The sequence below is a fragment of the Pseudoalteromonas sp. L23 genome (genome assembly GCF_021728455.1).
Taxonomy (GTDB): Bacteria; Pseudomonadota; Gammaproteobacteria; order Enterobacterales; family Alteromonadaceae; genus Pseudoalteromonas.
The window spans coordinates 219,726-241,333 of the sequence record NZ_JAKKCW010000008.1; the positions used below are offsets into that span (position 1 = coordinate 219,726).

Sequence of the window (21,608 nt, forward strand, 5' to 3'; positions counted from 1 at the left end):
TGTTCTATGACTGAGCGTATGGGAGACGCGAGAGGAGCCACTGCCTAACTTTATTTGTTATCACGTTCGCTCAATTCAGTACGTAGTTTACTTTGCATGTCTTTAAGTGCTGTGATTTTATCTCTTGCTTCTTGTAACTGTTGCTGTGGTAATCCCTCTTTAATCCCACGTGCTAGCAGCGTTTCTATTTGTTCTACTTTGCCATCAACAGCCGCAATATACTGTTGTTTTAGCTTGGTGTCTTTTTGATCCAAATATGCTTGGTAAGCTTCGGTATCCGACAAATCGCCCTGAAAATCATCTATTTGTTTTTCGGCTTGGCTTATTGGCGGCAGATATTCAGGTTTCGTGATTGGCTTAACGGCTTTGCGTGAGGTCTCGGCATTTGGTTTGATAGCAGTATAAGTATTGATAGGGGGACTTAATGCTACAACTTTTTCCTCTTGCTCAAGCTCAGCCTGCGAGGGGGCGTTATATGTGGGGTTTTGCCAACCTATGTTGGCAAAACGCAGTGTGAATACAGCGATCACTGCTCCAAGGAGTATGACAATCAATGCTTGCCAGTACTTCATATCACCGCTCCGTTGTTTGCCGCTTTCCAAGCCATATAATCTCGCTCGAATTTGTGCTGAGCAAACTCTCGGGTCAGTGCTCGCAGCGCTTGGTAGCGTACTGTCTCACTTTTCACATCGTAGTAATCATATACCGGTGACTGGCTATACAATACTAGCCACTCGCCATTTGGCGTGCGAATACTAGGCGTGATCTTGCCCTGTTTACTACTAAATGCCAGTTGTGTTTCCCATTTTGGCGTGCTTTGGCGCGTCAGCGGAATGAGTTTGGCTTGCCATATTAAATTGGGAGTATATTTAGCGACGGCTTGTTGCCATGAGTGTGCATTTGCATATTCGTTAAATTGCTGTGCGGCTTTTTGTTCGGGGAACTTTGCTGCGCTTGCACTGACTTGTTTGATGTATTTAAACCTCTTCTTATGACGCTCATAATACTTCGCGATAGCGCTTTCTGGAATTTCACTTCTTAGGGTATCAACATACTGGCTCGTTGCACCGTGCATCTCTTCCTTAACACCAAGAAATGCCAGCATGCTCGGCCTCAATAGTTCTGCGGTTACCACTTGTCGTAACTGTTCTATTGTCAGACCTTGCTTTGCCACATAAGGTTTTGCGGCAATAAATAGCGCCTGTTGATTGAGATGTTGATTGACAATAGCTTGCAATAACGAGAGTTCTCCTTGGTGAAGTTTAAAGCGGTTTTGCATTGATTGGCTATGTAATACTTGAGCAAGTGTCAGTGGCGCTGATTTTGTTAGTTGCAGCTGTTGCCATTTGAGTAATTGCTCAGCAGTGTATTGCCCGTCAGCGGGGTACTGTCCTAGTAAAGACAGCATCTGCTCCTTATCAAATACCAAAGGGTAGTGCTTCTTTTCAAGCTGAGTAAGTGCAGGAAACCAGTGAAGGAGTGAACTGGCGAGAAACTTATCGACATGATATTGGGTGCTGAAACCGACTCTGGATTGGCGCTCTAAAATACTTGGATTAAGTTGCTTTGCTTGGAATAGCAAGAATTGATTTTCAAGCAATTGCGCAGTAGTTTGCTTTTTTGATAACTCTCGGCCTTGCTCAAGATAGAGTTGATGAACTAAATGCGTCAGAGATTTAGGTATGCTCGGTGAGGCAAAACTTGGTAAGCAAAAGCTACTTACCAAGAAAAATAGAACTAGACGCATTACCTAACGTCCATCGCATGATTTATCAAATGAACGACCATGGCTATTGCGTGAGGGATCACTTGCTTACCTGTATTTACACGATCGTAATGATCCTCTGAATTTAACACGATACCACCTTGTGAATAAGAGAAAGAACCGCCTTGTGTTAGTAATGGGCGAATATCTGTTGAGTTGCTATCAACAGCGCTGAAACTATTCATCGCTTGCTTTACTAAGGTAAAATCGTTCAATGATTCTTGGTCATAGTAGTCTTTCACCCAAGACTCCCAACCTGCATGATTCAAATCTGATGTTGTCCAAGTATGATGCGGTTGAAGTAAATCTGTAGTGTGAAAAACAAAGCCTAGTACCTGTGGGTTACCGCTCTGTACATAGCTTTGATACCAGTACTGGCCTAAGTTATCAATTGGCTGAAAAGGCATTTCTTCAAAATCATCGTACATGCTATACGTTGAGTGGCTATCGATACGATAGTGTTTTTCTGTGATCCCATAACTATCATATTCAGTATCATCAGCGCTAAACCAACCTGTTTCGCCGCCATGACCATCGTCTAAATAATCGCCTTTCAGCCAAGTGGCAGCCATTGAATCAACAGAGCCTGATACGGTAAGTTTCTGATAATTATAACCACCGAAGTCATTGCCGTGAGTATCAGCACCTTGAGTATGGTTTTGGAAGTGCCAGTAACTGGTGTATTTCACGATGCTTTCAGCTGCACCCCAAAGCGGTGCTTGTACACAGTCACCCGTAATGGCGCCACAGAAGAATGTATCCTCAAAATCATCAACATCATACGCAGCTTGGCCCAGCAAATTGGCTAGTTGAGAAACTGACATGCCGTTAGCTTGAGCATATGCTTGTAACTTTGCGTACTGTGTTGTAGTTGGATTCTGTGCCATGTAATTTACGGCGTCGATGACGATGCGCTTATGTGTCTCTTGACTAAACGCGTGGCTTTGCCCTGCTGCGACTAAAAGGGCTATAGGAAGTAAATAATTTTTCATGAGTTGCCTCTATAAATTTTAATTTGTGTGAACGCAATTTTTCTACTTAAAAAACGAAGTGCGCTATTTAAAATAATTTATGTGAATTTTTAATTAAAATAAAGTTAAATTTTGATTGTGTTAAAATTCAAAGAAGATGCTTGTTGGTCACAAATGGGTCAGGTATGATCTCGGGGAGAATTTAGGCACACCTGCGCTAAACGAATGGAACTATGAAAAAACTACTTATAATAATCAGTTTATTGTTACCGTTTTATGGAATTTGCGAAGAACAAAGTGACGAACTTGATGACGAGTTTGCTTGGCAGCTGAGTGTCGGTGCCTTTTACGTTGATATGACAATGCCTGCTTTAATTGGCACGGACTCGACATTCAAACATGGCACTTTTTTAGTCGATGCAAAGATAGAGTATAAAAGCTTTTACTTGAATACCCATTCTGGTGATTTTTTTGGTGGCTCGGATATAGGTTACCAAATTATCAATAATGGAGAATGGGGTATAGATGCTATCTATGGCAGTTATATGTTGCCTTTTTCTGAACGTGGTTACTATGACACTGATGATGTCGTGCCTGAACTGAGAGGAATACGCAAACGCGATCAAGATAATTCATTGGGCTTTTCCTATTACCGTCATGTTGGTGAATTTCTTGCTGTTGCTGAGATTGTTTACGATGTCTTTGGGGAAACAAACGGTTGGGTTTTTCACCTCGAAGCGACACGTAATTTTGAACTGAGAAACTGGGATTTATGGCTTAATTTTGGCGCTAACTATTATTCTAGTAATTTTCATAATTACTTTTATGGTGTTTTAGAATCCGAAGTCAATGATTATTTAACCCCCTATACACCTGGTGCTTCAGCTTCTGCGTTTATGCAAATGCAACTTAATTACCCAATTGCAGAGGATTGGGTGTTTAGCGCAGGTGCATCGTGGTTAGTTGGTTCTCAAGACACGTTAGATAGTCCTTTAGTTCGCTCTCGTCACGCCAGAGTATTCTTTACTGGGGTGAAATATGTTTTCTAAATTAATCACATGGACAGTGCTGTTTTGGAGTATTTCACTGAGCCAACAACTCCGTGCTGCTGAAACTAATCCAGTGGGAATACTTCATGCCGTGCCGAGCAAGTGTGTAGCCCTGAACCAAGGGCGAACTTGCTATGCGGATGTCAAAGTAACGGTGAATGCGCCTTCTGAAGGGGATTACTGCATTCGAGAAAGTTTATCGAAGAAGATCCTGCAATGTTGGGCCAAAGCGGATACCTTTAAATATGAGCTAGACTTTAGTTCGGATGAAAGTTTGAGCTATGAGCTTATCTCAAAACAGTCTCGAGATGTGCTAGCTGTGACCACTATTGAGGTGAATTGGGTTCACAAAGTAAAAACAAAAAAAAGGCGTTGGCGCCTCTTTTGATCCGAAGGCTGCGTGCGAGCGTAGCCTAAAGTTGCTCGATGTTATCTAAACACCACTGAGCCCTTGCGAGCACTTCCTGCCGTGTTTTCTCATCTTGTTTTTGCCAATTTCGATAGATCATGCCAATCCGGTGGTTATTGGCAAACTTATCCTCATGGCGGTGCATAAAATGCCAATAGAGGCTATTTAGTGGGCAGGCATCATCACTAGATTTTTGCTTGACGTCGTAGTGACAATGCTGACAATAATCACTCATTTTTTGCATGTAGTTACCGCTTGCAGCGTAGGGTTTGGTTGCTACTATGCCGTGGTCTGCAAATTGTGTCATGCCTCTGGTGTTTGGCATTTCTACCCATTCAATGGCGTCGATGTATATACCTAAATACCATTCATCCACTTGATCAGGGTGTATTCCGGTTAGCAGACAAAAGTTTCCCGTGACCATTAATCTTTGAATGTGGTGAGCGTAGGCATAATCAAGGCTTTGATTGATAGCTTCACTTAAACAGCGCATCTTCGTTTTTCCATGCCAAAAATAGCCCGGCAAATTGCGCTGAGCAAGCAAGTAATTTTTATGACGGTAGTCCGGCATATTAAGCCAATAGACGGCTCGGATATACTCTCGCCAGCCCAATATTTGCCTAACAAATCCCTCAATCTGTGCAATATCAATTTGTGAGTTGTCTTGGTAAGCCGCTATCGCGCTATCGATAACGTGTTTGGGGTGAAGCATTTTTGTATTCAACGCAAAAGAGAGTCGTGAGTGATACAGTGTCCATTTATCGACACTTTTACAGGTCATTGCATCTTGAAATTGACCGAATAAAGGCAATAGGTGTTCACAGAAAAAGGCCAAAAGATCGTGAGCTTGCGCACGGTTAGCCGGCCACAGCAATGATTCTTCGCTGTTACCAATGGTCTTCACTTTATGCCGTTTTATCCGCTTTAAAATGTCACTAACATCGTTGGCAAAACAAAGCGGCTGTGGGATAGCGTCTATGTCTTTTGACTTGAGCTTATTACGGTTTTTACTGTCGAAATTCCATTGCTTGCCAAGCGGTTCACCGTCATCCATTAATACATTAAAACGGCGCCTGAGCTTGCGATAAAAAAACTCCATTGTGGTGTGTTTTCCTGGCGTTAAATAATCATCCAACTCTTCGTAAGGGACTAGAAAATGCTCAGTGTCATAGCAACGAACCTGTAACTGGTCGAGTGTTAATTCCATCATTTGCTTCAGTAAGCGATATTCATCAGGTCGTTGATAGTCAAAGCTCGACACTTGATATTTATCACATAAATGAGCAATTAAAGCGGGGAGATCAGAATAGTCCTGAGTCTCATCGAGGGTGAGATGTAGCACATGAAAGCCTACCTTATTCAGTGCGATGGCGAAATTTTCCATGGCTTTGAAGAATGCGCATACTTTTTGTATATGATGTTTGGTGTAGTCGGCCTCTTGTTTGAGTTCTGCAATCAGATAAAGGTACTCAGCTTTATCGTCAGCAAACCAACTATGCTTGGCGTTGAGTTGGTCGCCAAGAATTAATCTGAGGCCTTTATATTGAGGCTTTTGTTGTGTCATTAGTTATCCTCCAAAGGCCAACCAACATGATCTTGGCTGTCGAGTTGTAGAGTGGCTTCTCCTTACCATAATTTTATATATTCACCATCTGGGTCAAATAGTGCTTGTTGCTTTGTGATATTGAAACGGCGACCACCACGAGGATCAGCTCCAACACCAGCGATATACTGCCAATTACCCCAGTTCGCTGCGACGTCGTAATCGATAAGATGTTGCTCGAAAAAAGCGGCGCCGTAGCGCCAATCTAGCTGTAGCTCATTAACACAGTAGCTCGCAGCTATTTGTCTCGCTCTGTTGGAAATCCAGCCGGTTTTAGTCAATTCGTGCATAATGGCATTGACCAGTGCGCTGGGTGTTCGGCCTTGGCACCACTTTAAAAAGCGCTCTGGATAGAAACTGGTTTTTGGTGTTTTGGCTTTGACGCCTGAAAAGCAAAATAGCGTGTGTTGATGTTTGAGGGCATACCAATAAAAATACTCACGCCACAACAGTTCAAACCAAATCCAATAGGTTGATTCATTTGCGCCTCTTTGTAGCTCAAATTGCGTAAGTGCTTGCTTGATCTGTCTAGAGCTGATAGCGCCAGAGGCTAGTATTGGACTAAACCGAGTGGAAAAATGATCACCGAACAAGGCGTTTCGAGTTTCTTTGTATGTGAGAGCCGCATCCGTTTGGAAGTATTGTTGTAGCTGTTGCTGGGCTTGCGCTTCGCCTGCGGCTACTTTGATATTGTATGAAGAGTTTGCTTTAAATTCAGCTAAATCTAAAACCCGATTCGGTCTTGGTGGAAGCGTAGCGGTTGCAATAGGTGATTTAGGTTCAATTTCCTCTACAGCTTTGCGAAATGGCGTAAAGCTCGGTGGCAGCTCACCGATTTTGAGTGGTAGTGTATCTGGTTCAAACAGCGTACTAGAATAAGCGCTAACGTATTGAATGTAAGGAAAGTTATCTTGTAATTTTAACCAAAGCTTTTGTTCATCGAATCCTGGATGAGCTGCGCGGCCAATATGAGTTACCTGCTGTGTATGAATAATCTCAGTCAGTGCTTTGAGCTGAGCTGTGTTACGTAGCATATACAGCTTCTGTTGTTGTGACGTTAGTGACTGATGCAAGGCGTTGAGCGTCTGATTGCGATAACATTCGACAGCAAAAGAAGTTGAGCACTGCGCTTTGCGAGCCGTCCAAAGGTTTACAGTGGGTAGATAAATGCAGATAAGTGTATCAACTAGAGACGCCAGCTTTGTAAGTGCGGGGTTATCACTAAGGCGGCAGTCGTTTGCAAATAAATAGAGTCCTACTTTCACGTTTATTCTTAACAGTCATGAACGAATAAGACTCTATACGTAACGATCAACTAAATTGCTCAGTTAGTTTGGCAAGATTCTATAAGTGTACGCAAGTGAGCACCAACGTCTTGTGTTTTGGTTTGGCCTTGCTCAAGTAAGTGGCTCGCTTGCTGTTTTAGTTCCGCCAAATCATACTGCTCGAGCAAAGTTCTTAAATATCTAACTGTATCAGCACCTTGCTGAAGCAAATCAGGAAATTGTTCGATGGAAATTTCCTGTTGGCTTAGGCGAGAAATAGAGTTGAGTAGGTCGCTTAAATTTGCACTGTCTTGCAATGCGCCTTCAACCGCAATAAGCGCGCCCATCGGATCGGCATCTAGATTATTTGCAACGCAAGCTGCAACACTGCCAGCCTCTGCTGATGCTTGCACTGACTCAATTCCTTTATCACGGATCTGCTCAACCACTTGTTGTAGTTCTTGATGTTCAGATAAATATTGTGCCTCGATTTGGGCTTTAGAGTCTTCCAGCATATCGCATGCGGTAAGTGAAACGACCATAGTAGACGCAAAGGCAATCGCTCTTAGCATTTTATCACTTCCTATATAAAGATTTTGTGAAAGTCTAAAGAGCTGAGAGCCAGAAGTCACGCAGAGTTTGGTTTTGTAAGCTCTGCATGACTTTGATCTTAGAGTAATGTTTAGTGGCTACCGTTGTCTCTTCGTTTAGCAGCTCAAGTTAGTTTGCTTGTTGCTGCGCTCTTTTGAACTCTTGTAGACCAACAATATTGGTTTCTTTGAATAATTCAAAGCGCAGCATATTTTCGATGAGTAACAGTGCTTTGTTCCAAGCGTTTTTTGCTGCTGTGGTAAAATGCCTGCCAAGATGACTTTTCAGCGTTGCTGTAAAGGTAAACAACAAGACACTGATATCTTTTTCTGACGTTCCCATAAATAACAGCGTACAGCGTTGTTTTTGCAGATAATGTAATAAGTTTGACTGCTGTGGGATACGCATCACACAATTTTGAACAAAATCAAATATTTGATGCTCCCAGATTATGAGTTGTCCCACATTTGTTGGAATTTGCATGCGCAAATCGTAATGTTGAATTTGGTTGTACCAAGAAGTGCAAAAGCCATGGAAATTCGGACGAATACTCGCAAGCGTTTGAGTTAAAAGTTGATATTGATAGGGAGTAATGCTCATAGACGCCTCTTCAAACTGATGAAGAGCGGATCCTTTGCTCAAAAACAAATAGCCTAAGTCTGAGTATAGCTGTTTTTTTAAAATGCGAGACTTTTTAATATTTTTTTGTGGGCTTTTTCTTACGTTGCAATAATCAATTGAATTTCAATATGCTGGACCTAGCTATAGTAGGCCGAGATTGAGTAACGGCCCACATTGATTTAAAAATATTAGTGCTTAATTGGTGAAAGCAACTGTGGATCTGTCACGAGTTTACGAATGCCATGCGCATGGTCCTCTTCAAAAGCATTGTCTTTACACCAACGCGCGAGACTATTTATATCAACTTTGGCACAGCTTGGGCGTACACTCCAACTTACCTGTAAAGGTGAGCACTGTTGGTTGTTATAGCTAGGTCCAGTCGTCGAACCTAAAAACTCAACTGGTGTGCCTGTATCACTTGGTAAAACACCTGCTTGATGGTAACCGCCAACTTGGCCTTGATAATCAAGCTCAGTGAAGTCTTGCGCATTTTCATCATTAACCACTAAAAACACCTGAGTTTCGACGCGTAGATCGGGGTTGGCGCAGCTGTCATTTAAGCAAGCACCGAGGGTCGGGCCCGGTTTTACATCACAAGAGCTATGAACCCAGTGTACTTCAATCGTATCGCCGGGCTTTACGTTGTTACATACTTTATCTTCTACAGGAGCAAGCTCTGCTGGGGTGAGGCTTGCAGTTGCATTACATTGGAATCCGCCGTACTTTGGGTCATTGGAAACGACAGAGAAGTCTTTGGCTTTATGTTCTGCATTTTTATGAAAGTGGATGTTACATAGGTTGAGTTTTTCTTTTGGTGGAGCCATAGCAAAAACCCGTTTGTTGTGACCCTGCAAACTATCAATATCTCTCGGTGTTTGTGGTCCTGCTGATTCACATTGCGCTGCAAACGCTTCAAAACTAAATATAGACAGCGCTGTCAATTTGCTTGATTTTATAACCGTTCTCATTTGGTTTTCCTTTCTTTCGTGATTTTCTTGTCCCCAATTATGGATTAAATATTTCTTTTTTGTTACAAAAAAATGAAAGGAGACGAAACTGGACCGATGAGTTGGGCATCACGGTGTTGTATGTGAAAAGTAAAATACCTGATTACATCTCAGCAACGAGCTGAAACGTCAGAAGATAGTTCTAAATCAAGGTTGCTATCTAGGCATACTGTCTTTATAATACGCAGCATATTTAGTCAATCGAACTGAAACTTTCGTTTTTCAGTATAATTGGCTTTAAGCATGGGCAATACATTGCCCATTAAAATGGCATTTTTTAGATGCCACTTCTTTGAAAAGTAGAAGTAAAACAATTTTATGTTTCGGTGTAGAATGAAGTTGCTTGATAGATGGTCGGGCGCTTGATTTGGTAAAGTGCCGAAGGTCGTCGGTTCAAATCCGACTTCCACTTCTTTGAAAAGTAGAAGTAAAACAATTTTATGTTTCGGTGTAGAATGGAGTTGCTTGATATATGGTCGGGCGCTTGATTTGGTAAAGTGCCGAAGGTCGTCGGTTCAAATCCGATTGCCACTTCTTTGAAAAGTAGAAGTAAAACAATTTTATGTTTCGGTGTAGAATGAAGTTGCTTGATAGATGGTCGGGCGCTTGATTTTGTGAAGTGCCGAAGGTCGTCGGTTCAAATCCGACTTCCACTTCTTTGAAAAGTAGAAGTAAAACAATTTTATGTGTTGGCGCGGGATGGAGCAGCCTGGTAGCTCGTCGGGCTCATAACCCGAAGGTCGTCGGTTCAAATCCGGCTCCCGCAACCAAGTTAAAGATTGAGTTCTTTGATTTCGCGCATTCCTTGTAATGCGCGTTTTGCGTTTAAGCATCGGCTTTTTTGTTTAAGTTGATGATTAATTTGGCTGAGATAGCTCGCAAACCAAGCACGGCCTTTGGCCACACAGTTTGTTATTCGTGTGACGCCCCGCTTGGTTCGGGGCGTTGTTGTATCTGGCGCAAGGTGTATTCTGAGCCCAAGATCAAGCAGCTATGATTTGGGGCTTTAGGCCCTTTTTTTGTTTGTATGGAGGAGTTCTGTGTCAAAACTCGAGCAAGATTTGACTGAAATGTTGGAGCCTGCAGTTGCTGCGTGTGGCTTTGAATTACTCGGTCTTGAGTTTGTGCAAGCTGGTCGTCATTCTACACTTCGTGTATATATCGATCATGAAAACGGCATTAATGTAGATGACTGTGCGGAAGTGAGTCGTCAAGTTAGTGCAATTTTAGATGTCGAAGACCCGATTACGAACGAATATAGTTTGGAAGTATCTTCTCCTGGTGTTGACAGACCATTATTCAAACAAGCTCACTATGAAGCAGCAGTGGGAGAGGAAGTACGTTTGCGTACTAAACTTCCGCAAGAAGGTCGCCGTAATTTTAAAGGCGACTTAGTAGCAGTTAATGGCGATATGATCACGTTAAAAGTTGACGCTCAGGACTTTATCCTGATGTTAAGCAACATTGAGCGTGCCAATATCATCGCAAAATTCTAACTTTGAGTGCGAAGGACAAGGGCAAGCGAGGCATTACCTATGGCAAAAGAAATATTGTTGGTGGCAGAAGCTGTTTCCAATGAAAAAGCGGTCCCAAGAGAAAAGATTTTTGAAGCATTAGAGTTCGCACTAGCGACAGCAACAAAAAAGAAGCACGGCGGTGAGATCGAAGTACGTGTTACTATCGACCGTAAAACGGGCGAGTACGATACTTTTCGTCGTTGGAAAGCGGTTGAACCACAAGAAGACGGTTCACTAGAAAATCCATATGCGGAAATCACTATTGAAGCGGCGCAAGTTGATGAGCCTGACGTTCAATTAGGTGATTACGTTGAAGAGCAGATCGAATCAATTAAATTTGACCGTATCACCACACAGATGGCGAAACAGGTAATCGTACAAAAAGTACGTGAAGCTGAGCGCGCATTAGTTGTTGATGCATATAAAGATCAAAAAGGCGAGCTAGTGACGGGTGTTGTTAAAAAAGCAACGCGTGACGCTATCGTTATCGACCTTGGTAACAATGCTGAAGCGGTAATTTACCGTGAAGACATGCTACCACGTGAAAGCTTCCGTCCGGGTGACCGTGTACGTGGTCTACTTTACGAAGTGAAGCCAGAAGCGCGTGGTGCTCAGCTATTTGTTACGCGTTCTAAGCCTGAAATGTTGATGGAACTATTCCGTATTGAAGTTCCGGAAATCGGCGAAGAAATGATTGAACTTAGAGGTGCTGCACGCGACCCTGGTTCTCGTGCTAAAATCGCTGTAAAATCAAACGACAAGCGTATCGACCCTGTAGGTGCATGTGTTGGTATGCGTGGCGCACGTGTACAAGCTGTGTCTTCAGAACTTGGCGGTGAGCGTGTTGACATTGTACTTTACGATGATAACCCAGCACAGTTCGTAATCAACGCAATGGCACCGGCTGAAGTAGCTTCAATCGTAATGGATGAAGATACGCGCACGATGGAAATTGCAGTTGAAGCTGACAACCTAGCGCAAGCGATTGGTCGTAATGGTCAAAACGTACGTTTAGCTAGCCAACTTACTGGTTGGGAACTAAATGTAATGACAGTGGAAGAGATGGAGCGTAAGAGCTCGGAAGAATCAGATAAATTGGTTAATCTATTCACTGAAAATCTAGACATCGACGATGATTTTGCAACACTACTGATTAACGAAGGTTTCTCTTCACTTGAAGAGGTGGCTTATGTACCAGTAGCTGAATTTTTAGAAATCGACGGTCTAGACGAAGAAACCGTTGAAGAGCTACGTAACCGTGCGAAAGATGCACTGACTACGAAAGCACTTCGCGATGAAGAAAGTCTTGAAAATGCAGAACCTGCAGAAGACCTACTAGCACTTGAAGGACTTGAGCGTCATACCGCTTTTGTTTTTGCTAGCAAAGGTATCGTTACACTTGAAGACCTTGCAGAGCAAGGTATTGATGACTTAGTTGAAATTTCTGAGTTATCAGAAGAGCAAGCTGGTGAGTTAATCATGGCTGCACGTAACATTTGCTGGTTCAGCGAAGAGTAATTTATTAACGGAGGTAACATCACATATGGCAGAAGTGAGCATTAACAAACTAGCCGAGAGTATTGGTACAACTGTTGATAAATTACTACAACAGTTAAAAGATGCAGGGATCACCAAAGCCGAGGGCGACCAAGTTACTGAATCCGAAAAGGCGACGTTGCTTGATCACTTAAGCAAGCAACACGGTGGCACTGGTTCAACCGGCCCTGAGCGTATGACTCTACAGCGTAAGAGTAAAAGCACGTTAAGTGTTAACTCATCTGGTAAAGCAAAGTCTGTATCTGTAGAAGTCCGTAAGAAGCGCACTTACGTTAAAAAGAGCGCAATCGAGCAGCAGAGAGAGGAAGAACGCTTAGCTGCAGAGGAAGCTGCGCGCAAAGAAGCAGAGTTAATGGCTCAGCAACAAGCAGAGCAACAGGCCAAAGTAGAAGCTGAGCGCAATGCGCGCGAAGAAGCGGAACGCAAGGCCGATGAGGAAGCCGAGCGCAAAGCTAAAGAAGAGGCGAAGCGACAAGCGGATGCTGAACGTCAAGCCAAAGATAAGCAGAGTAAAGAAGTGGATAGCGCGCAACAAATTAAAGAACGTCAAGAAGCTGAGCGTCTGCGTCAAGAAGCAGAAGCAGCAGCCCTGAAAAAGGCAGAAGAAGAAGCGAAACGTCAAGCGGAAGAAGCTCGCCGTCTAGCGGAAGAAAACGAAGCACGTTGGAAGGCGGAAGAGGAAGAGCGTCTTCGTCGAGAAGAAAGTGCTGATCACCACCTAACAACTTCTACTTACGCTCGTGAAGCGGAAGATGAGTCTGACGCACGTGAAGAGAAAAGCGCACGTCGTAAGAAGAAGAAAAAGCCAAGTGCGAAAGAAGAAGCAGCAGAAGCGAATGCGAAGAGGCTGAAAGGCAAAAAAGGTCGCTTAAAAGCGCCAACTTCATTACAGCATGGTTTCCAAAAGCCAGCGGCAGAAGTTAAACAAGAAGTACGTATCAGTGAAACAATCACTGTTGCAGAACTTGCTTCTCGTATGGCAGTTAAAGGCGCTGAAGTTGTTAAGACAATGATGAAGATGGGTGACATGGTTACCATTAACCAAGTTATCGATCAAGAAACTGCGCAGCTAGTGGCAGAAGAAATGGGTCACAAAGTTATTCTAGTGAAAGAAAACGAGCTGGAAGAAAAAGTACTAAGTGACCGCAGTGAAGAAGGTTCTCTTGAGCCACGAGCGCCGGTAGTAACGGTAATGGGTCACGTTGACCACGGTAAAACGTCAACGCTTGACTACATTCGTAAAGCAAAAGTTGCTGACGGCGAGGCCGGTGGTATTACTCAGCATATCGGTGCTTACCATGTTGAGACGGACAGTGGCATGGTCACTTTCCTAGATACTCCTGGACACGCGGCGTTTACGTCGATGCGTGCTCGTGGTGCGAAAGCAACCGACATCGTTGTACTTGTTGTTGCAGCGGACGATGGTGTAATGCCTCAGACGAAAGAAGCGGTACAACACGCGAAAGCGGCCGAAGTACCACTTATCGTTGCTGTGAACAAAATGGATAAAGAGGGTATTGACCCTGACCGCGTTAAGAATGAGCTTGCTCAACTAGATGTAATCCCAGAAGACTGGGGTGGTGAAACGCAGTTTGTTCATATCTCAGCGAAGACTGGTCTTGGTATTGATGAGCTACTAGAAGCTATCTTAATGCAATCTGAGCTATTAGAATTACAAGCTTCTAAAGAAGGCATGGCGTCTGGTGTGGTAATCGAATCTCGCCTTGATAAAGGTCGTGGTCCAATCGCTTCTGTACTTGTTCAATCAGGTACCCTAAACCAAGGTGATATCGTACTTTGCGGTCTTGAATATGGTCGTGTTCGCGCGATGAAAGACGAAAACGGTAAAGACATTAAATCAGCGGGTCCTTCAATTCCAGTAGAGATCTTAGGTCTTTCTGGCGTACCAGCTGCTGGTGACGAAGCGACAGTAGTTCGTGATGAGCGTAAAGCACGTGAAGTGGCACTATACCGTCAAGGTAAGTTCCGCGAAGTGAAGCTTGCTCGTCAGCAGAAAGCGAAGCTTGAGAACATGTTCTCTAACATGACTGAAGGCGACGTATCTGAAGTGAACATCGTACTGAAAGCAGACGTTCAAGGTTCTATCGAAGCAATCGCTGATTCATTGACTAAACTGTCTACAGATGAAGTTAAAGTGAAGATCGTAGGCTCTGGTGTTGGTGGTATTACTGAAACGGATGCAACACTTGCAGCGGCTTCTAACGCTATTATGGTTGGCTTTAACGTACGTGCGGACGCTTCGGCACGTAAAGTTATTGATACTGAGAACCTAGACTTACGTTACTACAGCGTTATCTACAACCTAATCGAAGAAGTAAAACAAGCAATGACAGGTATGCTTGCACCAGAATTTAAGCAAGAGATCATTGGTCTTGCTGAAGTTCGTGACGTGTTCAAGTCGCCTAAGATCGGTGCTGTTGCAGGTTGTATGGTAACTGAAGGTGTGGTTAAACGTAGTGCGCCAATCCGTGTACTTCGTGATAATGTTGTTATTTACGAAGGTGAGCTTGAGTCACTACGTCGCTTTAAAGATGACGTTGCTGAAGTTCGTAGCGGTATGGAATGTGGTATCGGCGTTAAGAACTACAACGACGTTAAAGTCGGTGACCAAATCGAAGTATTTGAAACTGTACAGGTAGAGCGTACGCTTTAATTGTAAGTTATTAAAATACTTGAGATGGGGGCACTAGCCCCCATTTGTGATCTCATAGATTTTGAAATTTTAAGTGGTGAAAATGAGAGAATTTTCTCGTACAGATCGCGTAGCACAGCAAATTCAAAAAGAAATTGCGGTGATCCTACAGCGCGAAATTAAAGATCCAAGATTGGGTATGGTAACAGTGTCAGCTGTTGAGGTATCACGCGATCTTTCTTATGCAAAAGTATTCATTACTGTGTTGAATACGAGTGATGAAGACAAAACTAAGCAAAGTGCGGCTATTCTGAATGAAGCAACCGGTTATATCCGCTCGCTTCTTGGCAAGCGTATCCGTGCGCGTATCATGCCTGAGCTTAAATTTGTTATTGATAACTCCCTAATGGAAGGTATGCGTATTTCTAACTTGGTTGACTCTGTGATCAGAGAAGACAACGCAAAGCGTGGTCCTGAGTCTGGAGATAAAGACCAAGAGGAAGAGTAATGGCGCGTCGCACCAAAGGCCGTGCGATCGACGGCATTCTGTTATTAAATAAACCGCAAGGTATTTCTTCTAACAAAGCACTACAGCAAGCAAAGGGCATTTATTTCGCTCAAAAAGCGGGCCACACCGGTGCTTTGGATCCGCTGGCAACAGGTATGTTGCCAATTTGCTTTGGAGAAGCGACTAAGTTTACCCAGTTTTTGCTTGATACTGACAAAACCTACGTGGTGAGAGCGCAGCTGGGTGAGCGCACGACGACATCAGATTCTGATGGTGAAATTGTTGAAACGCGACCAGTAAATGTAACACTTGAGCAGTTAGAGCAAGAAATTGCCAGCTTCTTGGGGGTATCTGATCAGTACCCTTCGATGTATTCGGCGCTCAAATATCAGGGCCAACCGCTATACAAATATGCCCGCGAAGGCATCGAAGTACCGCGAAAATGTCGCAAGATTAATGTTTATCGTATTACGTTAGATGAATATGACGAGCAAACTCAACAAATTCAAATGACGGTGCATGTGTCTAAAGGCACTTATATTCGTACGATAGTCGATGATTTGGGGGAAAAGCTTGGCTGTGGTGCGCATGTCATTATGTTACACCGTAGTGAAGTTGGTCATTACCCTAGCGACAAAATGATTACCTTAGTCGAGTTAGAAGCGTTACTTGAGAAAGCAAAAGCGGAAGAAGTTGCGCCTTCGACTTATCTCGATGAATTATTGTTGCCGATGGATACCGCTTTGGTCGATTTGAGCGTTGTTGATATTAGTGCTGAGCAAGGCGTTGCTTTTGGTCATGGGCAAACCGTTGCTGTCGAAAATTTACCAGACGGTATTGTTAAAGTGGTTGCTGATGGTAAGTTTGTTGGGATTGGCGAGCGTAATCCACAAGGATTATTGAAAGCAAAACGCGCGCTATCTTCCGCTCAGCCGGAATCACAATAAAATCTTCCTATGCAAGGGGAGTTTATGCTGGTATAATCCGCCAGCTTCCGCTTTGGCTGAATTAGTGATCGGCTGAAGCATTACTAAACTTATTTTGGAGTTATTATGTCACTAAGCAATCAAGAAAAAGCAGAAATCGTAGCAAAGTTCGCACGCGCAGAAGGTGATACAGGTTCACCAGAAGTACAAGTTGCACTTCTAACTGCTGACATCAACAAGCTACAAGGTCACTTCGCTAACCACAAGCAAGATTTCCACTCACGTCGTGGTCTTCTACGTAAAGTTAGCCAACGTCGTAACCTTCTTGACTACCTAAAAGGCAAGAGCGTTGACCGTTATGCTGCACTAATCAAAGAGCTTGGCCTACGTCGCTAATATTTTTGATTTCTTGTTGGAAATTTATCCAACAGTAAAAAAGGGGCTAATTAGCCCCTTTTTTTGTGGCTGTTCTATCAGTATACTTACAGCCGTTTAAAAATACTTTTAAACAAGCGTCAATCGGATTTCCAATTGTAGTGCTTAAGTAAATTATGGTGAGTTTATTTAAGACTGTGATTGGTCCCCGTTGACGTTGAAAACAATTTAGTAAGGAAAATATTGTGCAAGCAATTATTAAAGAATTTCAACTAGGTCAACACACGGTGACTCTAGAGACAGGTGCTATCGCACGTCAAGCTGACGGCGCAGTACTTGCAAGCATTGGTGATACTTCGGTACTTGTTACTGTTGTAGGAAGAAGAGAAGCGGCTCCTGGCCAAGACTTTTTCCCACTAACGGTTAACTACCAAGAAAAAATGTACGCTGCGGGTCGTATCCCTGGTGGTTTCTTGAAGCGTGAAGGTCGTCCTTCAGACGGTGAAACACTAACCGCTCGTCTAATCGACCGTCCAATTCGTCCTCTATTCCCAGACGGCTTTGTAAACGAAGTTCAGGTTATCGCGACAGTGGTTTCTGTAAACCCTGAGATCCAACCAGATATCGTTGCTTTGATTGGTACTTCAGCAGCGCTAGCTATCTCTGGCATTCCATTCAATGGCCCTCTAGGTGCCGCGCGCGTTGGTTTCATCGATGGTCAATACGTACTTAACCCTACGTTAAAAGAGCTAGAGACAAGTAAGCTTGACCTAGTTGTTGCTGGTACTGAAAACGCAGTACTAATGGTTGAATCAGAAGCTGAAGTGTTAACTGAAGAAGAAATGCTTGGCGCTGTTGTATATGGTCACGAGCAATCACAAGCTATCATCAAAGCAATCGAAGAATTCCGCGCTGAAGCTGGTAAAGCTGCATGGGATTGGACAGCACCTGAAAAAGATTTAACACTAGCTGAAAAAGTCGCTGCAATTGCAGAGCAAAAAGTAGGTGATGCTTACCGTATTACCGACAAAGTTGCACGTAAAGAAGCACTTTCTGAAGCAAAAGCAGAAGTCATTGAAAAGCTAGGCGCTGAAGTTGCTGAAGGCGAGTCACTAGACGAGCAAGTGGTAGGTAAAACATTCAGCTCACTTGAGAAGAAAATTGTACGTAGCCGTATCATTGCTGGCGAAAAACGTATCGACGGTCGTGAACCAGATATGGTTCGTGCGCTAGACGTGATGACGGGTGTACTGCCACGTACTCACGGTTCTGCAATCTTTACTCGTGGTGAAACTCAGGCACTTGTAACAGCAACCCTTGGTACTGAGCGTGACGCGCAGATGCTAGATGACCTAACTGGTACTCACAAGCATCACTTTATGCTTCACTATAACTTCCCTCCATTCTGTGTAGGTGAAACGGGTTTTGTAGGGTCTCCTAAGCGTCGTGAAATCGGCCACGGTAACCTAGCTAAGCGTGGTATTGCGGCAGTAATGCCAACACTGGCTGAATTCCCATATTCAGTACGTGTAGTATCTGAAATCACTGAATCAAACGGTTCATCTTCAATGGCATCAGTATGTGGTACTTCACTTGCGCTAATGAACGCTGGTGTTCCAGTTAAAGCGTCAGTTGCTGGTATCGCGATGGGTCTAGTGAAAGAAGGCGAAGATTTCGTTGTACTTTCTGACATCCTTGGTGATGAAGATCACTTAGGTGATATGGACTTTAAAGTAGCGGGTACAGCAAACGGTGTAACTGCACTACAAATGGATATCAAGATTGAAGGTATCACCAAAGAAATCATGCAGATCGCGCTTCGCCAAGCGAAAGCAGCGCGTCTACACATCCTAGGTGTGATGGACCAAGCGATTTCTGCACCTTCTGAAGAGCTATCTGAGTTCGCTCCACGTATCTACACTATGAAGATCCCTGCGAAGAAGATTGCTGAAGTTATCGGTAAAGGTGGTGCAACAATTCGCCAGCTTACTGAAGAAACAGATACAACGATTGAAATTGAAGACGACGGTACTATCAAGATCGCTGCAACGAATGGTAATAGCGCACAAGCTGCTATTTCACGTATCGAAGCGCTTACAGCAGAACTTGAAGTTGGTACGCTTTACACTGGTAAAGTTATCCGTATCGTAGACTTCGGTGCGTTTGTAAACGTACTTCCTGGTAAAGATGGCCTAGTGCACATCTCACAAATCAGTGAAGAGCGCGTAAATAACGTTTCAGATCACTTAACTGTTGGTCAAGAAGTTAAAGTTAAAGTACTTGAAGTTGACCGCCAAGGCCGTGTTCGCTTAAGTATCAAAGAAGCACAAGAGAAAAAAGCTGAGCAGCCTAAAGAAGAAGGCGCTGAGTAATCTCTGCAAAGCTTTGCATAGAATAGAAGTGTAAAGGGGCTGAATAGCCCCTTTTTTTATGCTTTAATGCTGTTTGACTCAAAATGATGAAACAAAACTGAGTTTATCTGGTCAATAGAGAACTAGGCAAAGTTATAGTACATAACCTGAGCTGCGGATAATTAATGCCTTTCTAGCAGAAAGTTTTAGCGCTAACTGCGTTGAATTCACTTCCAATAGCCAGCTATTGGTGCGTAAATTCGCCTTGTTTTCCCTAAAGCTCTCTGGCTAGACAAGGAGAAAACTAAGTTGTGCTTTAGCAACAATGAGTTGGAACATTCCTTATCCAAACCTCAGGTTACATAATCAGATTGTTGGTATACCTGTGCAAAGACTCTAAACGGGCAAATGCCATTGAATGAGGAAGGAAATGAAGTTAGCGAAAATAGTTGTGCCATTAGTGCTAATGGGGCTGGTAGGATGTAAAAGCACGCAGCCAGAGGCCACTAAAAACATTGTAAATGTTCCGCTTGCAGTACCACTTCAAGCCAATTTCCGTAATGAAATTGCCATTGCTCGATTTAACGAGTTACTCTTGCAGCCGGATATGGCAAATGAGCAACGCGCGCAGCTACTATACAATCGCGGTATGCTGTACGATAGCATTGGTTTGCAAACCCTTGCTCGTATTGACTTCAATCGCGCCGTAAAAATTAAGCCAGATCTCGCTGAAGTATATAACTTCCTAGGTATTCACCAAACGCTAGAGCAAAATTATGGCCGGGCATATGAAATGTTTGATGCTGTGCTAGAGCTCGACGAGCAACATGAATATGCCTATTTAAATCGTGGTATCGCATTGTATTACGGTGAAAGAGCCGATTTAGCTGTAAAAGATTTTGAAGCCTTTTTGGCGCGTGCTCCAAAAGATGCGTACCGTGCTATGTGGCTGTATATTGCTCAGCAGCAAGTAGACGATGCGCTTGCTAAGCAGACATTGGCGGCAAATAGCCAAGCATTAGACCCTGACGAGTGGTCGTCTCAGTTAGTTGCATTGTATTTGGGGACTTTATCTGAAGAAGCATTTCTTGCGCAGATCTCTGAGGGCGTGAGCACCCAAGAAGAGTATGCGCAGCGTCTCTGTGAGGCCTATTTTTATCTGGCTAAGCAATATCAGACCCAAGGGGACTTAGCCTCTGCGATTAGCTATTTTAAGCTCGCATTGGCAACCAATGTATATGAGTTTGTAGAACATAAATACGCCCGTCTTGAGCTTGATTTACTTGCCCAGTTGAATGACGAACAAGACGCGAGCTAAACACCTTTTTATTTTTATGCTTATAGGGCTGCTGTTTTCAAGCAGCCCTAATTATGCACACCTCTCTATCGCGCAAAAATCAGCACTTGTCGTCGCCAATCCAAATAGCTATTTTGCCATTGCACCGGCGCTTGAGGTGTTACCCTCACAAGCAAGTGCACAATTAGTAAAAGCCATTGCAGGCCTAAAGCAACCAAGTTGGGAGTTTGAACGGTTACAGCGCGATTTGAGTGCTCAACAGAAAAATAGCACTAAGCTGCTTTTACTCGATACTTGGTCTCGTTTGAATCGTCAGCAGCGTCAGCAAGTGTCCGAGCAGTTAGTATCACTTGGCCGATATCACTTGCTTTATGCGCTTTCAAAACGTTACGCGTTAAACCCAGAACTCACTTCGTTGCTCGCGGTGTGGCAAGGAAAGCCTGTTACGACATTTTTGAATAATCCCTATTTAAGACTGTTTCAGACTCTCTCAGAGCGTCAGCATTCAAGTGCGTCTTGTCAGTTTAATCTTGCATTAATCGCCAGTAATTTAGATGGTTTGCAGCGTTTACAAGTGCTTAAACATGCTTATGAGCAACAACCAGAGCCAGCCAAAGGCGTATATTGTTTATCTAAACCGATATATGTGGCGAACAAACTTAGTTGTAAGAGGCAAAGGGGGTTTGCAATGTGCGACTTACGATACGAGCAGGGCTTGTCAAAATACGATCACTTGGTGTTTATGGCAACGGAGGGGCTTGCTAATGTCAGCGGTAAGCACATGACTTTGAGCGGCGCCAGCACTTACAACACGCTGGTACACGAGCTTATGCACTTTAGTGGTTTTGAAGATGAATACCCAGTACCAGCTAAAAAAGCAAAATGGCTTTGCGCGACTTCAGGGCAAAAGGCACCAAATCTTTACGTTGGTGACCACGCACCGAACAATTGGGTGCCAAGTCGCACCTGCGAGTTAGGTAAATTTTCCTCATATAAACCCTCGAATAGTCACTCTTTGCTCGAATATCAATCAATTAAGTTAGATGCAAATTACCGTCAAAGGTGGTTAGCAGTACTGAATTCAATACGTTTAGAGGATAAAATAGCGGTTAATTCGGCTGAATAGTTTTGAACTTATTCTGA

19 protein-coding genes and 1 tRNA gene are annotated in these 21,608 nt (G+C 43.5%); 12 read left to right on the plus strand and 8 right to left on the minus strand.

Translation table 11 applies throughout. The annotated features are described in order from the left end of the window. Positions 1-50: 50 nt before the first annotated feature. From L3V43_RS14880 to L3V43_RS14890, 3 genes are read right to left on the minus strand one after another with little or no spacing between them, the layout of a single operon-like run. A complete protein-coding gene (locus L3V43_RS14880) occupies positions 51-572 on the minus strand; it encodes a hypothetical protein (protein ID WP_102056355.1) in 522 nt (173 codons plus the stop codon). After that, complete coding sequence (locus tag L3V43_RS14885) at positions 569-1,747, minus strand: peptidylprolyl isomerase (protein WP_237116852.1); 1,179 nt, start codon at positions 1,745-1,747, stop codon at positions 569-571. The genes L3V43_RS14880 and L3V43_RS14885 overlap by 4 nt, the downstream gene beginning before the upstream one ends. Then, a complete protein-coding gene (locus L3V43_RS14890; protein WP_102056357.1) occupies positions 1,747-2,757 on the minus strand; it encodes a phospholipase in 1,011 nt (336 codons plus the stop codon). Before L3V43_RS14890 ends, L3V43_RS14885 begins: the two co-directional genes overlap by 1 nt. Before the next feature lie 212 nt (positions 2,758-2,969). Between L3V43_RS14890 and L3V43_RS14895 the strand changes: the two genes are divergently transcribed. Together L3V43_RS14895 and L3V43_RS14900 are read left to right on the plus strand one after the other, a co-directional pair. Then, on the plus strand, positions 2,970-3,785 hold the full coding sequence (locus L3V43_RS14895; RefSeq protein ID WP_237116853.1) for a MipA/OmpV family protein: 816 nt from the start codon (positions 2,970-2,972) through the stop codon (positions 3,783-3,785). Then, on the plus strand, positions 3,775-4,173 hold the full coding sequence (locus tag L3V43_RS14900; RefSeq protein ID WP_010607864.1) for a DUF3019 domain-containing protein: 399 nt from the start codon (positions 3,775-3,777) through the stop codon (positions 4,171-4,173). Before L3V43_RS14895 ends, L3V43_RS14900 begins: the two co-directional genes overlap by 11 nt. 25 nt (positions 4,174-4,198) lie before the next feature. On the opposite strand, the gene L3V43_RS14905 is transcribed toward L3V43_RS14900, so the two are convergent. From L3V43_RS14905 to L3V43_RS14925, 5 genes are all read right to left on the minus strand, one after another. Next, on the minus strand, positions 4,199-5,758 hold the full coding sequence (locus tag L3V43_RS14905) for a cryptochrome/photolyase family protein (RefSeq protein WP_237116854.1): 1,560 nt from the start codon (positions 5,756-5,758) through the stop codon (positions 4,199-4,201). A 62-nt stretch (positions 5,759-5,820) separates the two neighbouring features. Next, a complete protein-coding gene (locus L3V43_RS14910; RefSeq protein WP_237116855.1) occupies positions 5,821-7,062 on the minus strand; it encodes a DASH family cryptochrome in 1,242 nt (413 codons plus the stop codon). 59 nt (positions 7,063-7,121) lie between these two features. Next, complete coding sequence (locus L3V43_RS14915; RefSeq protein WP_010607867.1) at positions 7,122-7,634, minus strand: hypothetical protein; 513 nt, start codon at positions 7,632-7,634, stop codon at positions 7,122-7,124. 148 nt (positions 7,635-7,782) lie between these two features. Then, positions 7,783-8,253 (minus strand): hypothetical protein, encoded by a 471-nt coding sequence (locus L3V43_RS14920; RefSeq protein ID WP_237116856.1) that lies wholly within the window; start codon positions 8,251-8,253, stop codon positions 7,783-7,785. 209 nt (positions 8,254-8,462) lie between these two features. Continuing rightward, positions 8,463-9,242 carry a delta-class carbonic anhydrase gene (locus L3V43_RS14925; protein WP_102056360.1) on the minus strand — a complete coding sequence of 260 codons (780 nt, stop codon included), beginning with the start codon at positions 9,240-9,242 and terminating at the stop codon, positions 8,463-8,465. A 732-nt stretch (positions 9,243-9,974) separates the two neighbouring features. Here L3V43_RS14925 and L3V43_RS14930 point away from each other — a divergent pair. From L3V43_RS14930 to L3V43_RS14975, 10 genes are all read left to right on the plus strand, one after another. Continuing rightward, positions 9,975-10,051, plus strand: a tRNA-Met gene (locus L3V43_RS14930). A gap of 270 nt (positions 10,052-10,321) precedes the next feature. Next, a complete protein-coding gene (gene rimP / locus L3V43_RS14935; protein ID WP_010370818.1) occupies positions 10,322-10,777 on the plus strand; it encodes a ribosome maturation factor RimP in 456 nt (151 codons plus the stop codon). A gap of 39 nt (positions 10,778-10,816) precedes the next feature. Beyond that, positions 10,817-12,316, plus strand: coding sequence for a transcription termination factor NusA (nusA, locus tag L3V43_RS14940; RefSeq protein WP_010607870.1), 1,500 nt, complete (start codon positions 10,817-10,819; stop codon positions 12,314-12,316). Positions 12,317-12,341: 25 nt separating this feature from the next. Continuing rightward, positions 12,342-15,029: a translation initiation factor IF-2 gene (gene infB, locus L3V43_RS14945; protein WP_010607871.1), complete on the plus strand. Its 2,688-nt coding sequence runs from the start codon at positions 12,342-12,344 to the stop codon at positions 15,027-15,029. Positions 15,030-15,111: 82 nt separating this feature from the next. Further along, positions 15,112-15,516, plus strand: a complete 405-nt coding sequence (gene rbfA / locus L3V43_RS14950) for a 30S ribosome-binding factor RbfA (RefSeq protein WP_010370823.1) — start codon at positions 15,112-15,114, stop codon at positions 15,514-15,516. Further along, positions 15,516-16,463 carry a tRNA pseudouridine(55) synthase TruB gene (gene truB / locus L3V43_RS14955; RefSeq protein WP_102056361.1) on the plus strand — a complete coding sequence of 316 codons (948 nt, stop codon included), beginning with the start codon at positions 15,516-15,518 and terminating at the stop codon, positions 16,461-16,463. The genes rbfA and truB overlap by 1 nt, the downstream gene beginning before the upstream one ends. 105 nt (positions 16,464-16,568) lie before the next feature. Then, positions 16,569-16,838, plus strand: a complete 270-nt coding sequence (rpsO, locus tag L3V43_RS14960) for a 30S ribosomal protein S15 (protein WP_010370825.1) — start codon at positions 16,569-16,571, stop codon at positions 16,836-16,838. Positions 16,839-17,062: 224 nt separating this feature from the next. Next, positions 17,063-19,189 carry a polyribonucleotide nucleotidyltransferase gene (pnp, locus tag L3V43_RS14965; RefSeq protein WP_010370826.1) on the plus strand — a complete coding sequence of 709 codons (2,127 nt, stop codon included), beginning with the start codon at positions 17,063-17,065 and terminating at the stop codon, positions 19,187-19,189. A gap of 409 nt (positions 19,190-19,598) precedes the next feature. Next, positions 19,599-20,486, plus strand: a complete 888-nt coding sequence (gene nlpI, locus L3V43_RS14970) for a lipoprotein NlpI (protein WP_010607873.1) — start codon at positions 19,599-19,601, stop codon at positions 20,484-20,486. Beyond that, on the plus strand, positions 20,464-21,591 hold the full coding sequence (locus tag L3V43_RS14975) for a hypothetical protein (RefSeq protein WP_237116857.1): 1,128 nt from the start codon (positions 20,464-20,466) through the stop codon (positions 21,589-21,591). Before nlpI ends, L3V43_RS14975 begins: the two co-directional genes overlap by 23 nt. Positions 21,592-21,608 lie beyond the last annotated feature (17 nt).

What these genes read in the sequence shown, in the direction of transcription:
- truB (WP_102056361.1), top strand. Translation starts at nt 15,516, where the DNA reads ATGGCGCGTCGCACCAAAGGCCGTGCGATCGACGGCATTCTGTTATTA.
- L3V43_RS14915 (WP_010607867.1), bottom strand. Translation starts at nt 7,634, where the DNA reads ATGCTAAGAGCGATTGCCTTTGCGTCTACTATGGTCGTTTCACTTACC.
- nusA (WP_010607870.1), top strand. Translation starts at nt 10,817, where the DNA reads ATGGCAAAAGAAATATTGTTGGTGGCAGAAGCTGTTTCCAATGAAAAA.
- L3V43_RS14885 (WP_237116852.1), bottom strand. Translation starts at nt 1,747, where the DNA reads ATGCGTCTAGTTCTATTTTTCTTGGTAAGTAGCTTTTGCTTACCAAGT.
- L3V43_RS14900 (WP_010607864.1), top strand. Translation starts at nt 3,775, where the DNA reads ATGTTTTCTAAATTAATCACATGGACAGTGCTGTTTTGGAGTATTTCA.
- nlpI (WP_010607873.1), top strand. Translation starts at nt 19,599, where the DNA reads ATGAAGTTAGCGAAAATAGTTGTGCCATTAGTGCTAATGGGGCTGGTA.
- L3V43_RS14920 (WP_237116856.1), bottom strand. Translation starts at nt 8,253, where the DNA reads ATGAGCATTACTCCCTATCAATATCAACTTTTAACTCAAACGCTTGCG.
- infB (WP_010607871.1), top strand. Translation starts at nt 12,342, where the DNA reads ATGGCAGAAGTGAGCATTAACAAACTAGCCGAGAGTATTGGTACAACT.
- rpsO (WP_010370825.1), top strand. Translation starts at nt 16,569, where the DNA reads ATGTCACTAAGCAATCAAGAAAAAGCAGAAATCGTAGCAAAGTTCGCA.
- L3V43_RS14880 (WP_102056355.1), bottom strand. Translation starts at nt 572, where the DNA reads ATGAAGTACTGGCAAGCATTGATTGTCATACTCCTTGGAGCAGTGATC.
- rbfA (WP_010370823.1), top strand. Translation starts at nt 15,112, where the DNA reads ATGAGAGAATTTTCTCGTACAGATCGCGTAGCACAGCAAATTCAAAAA.
- L3V43_RS14890 (WP_102056357.1), bottom strand. Translation starts at nt 2,757, where the DNA reads ATGAAAAATTATTTACTTCCTATAGCCCTTTTAGTCGCAGCAGGGCAA.
- L3V43_RS14895 (WP_237116853.1), top strand. Translation starts at nt 2,970, where the DNA reads ATGAAAAAACTACTTATAATAATCAGTTTATTGTTACCGTTTTATGGA.
- L3V43_RS14905 (WP_237116854.1), bottom strand. Translation starts at nt 5,758, where the DNA reads ATGACACAACAAAAGCCTCAATATAAAGGCCTCAGATTAATTCTTGGC.
- L3V43_RS14925 (WP_102056360.1), bottom strand. Translation starts at nt 9,242, where the DNA reads ATGAGAACGGTTATAAAATCAAGCAAATTGACAGCGCTGTCTATATTT.
- L3V43_RS14975 (WP_237116857.1), top strand. Translation starts at nt 20,464, where the DNA reads ATGACGAACAAGACGCGAGCTAAACACCTTTTTATTTTTATGCTTATA.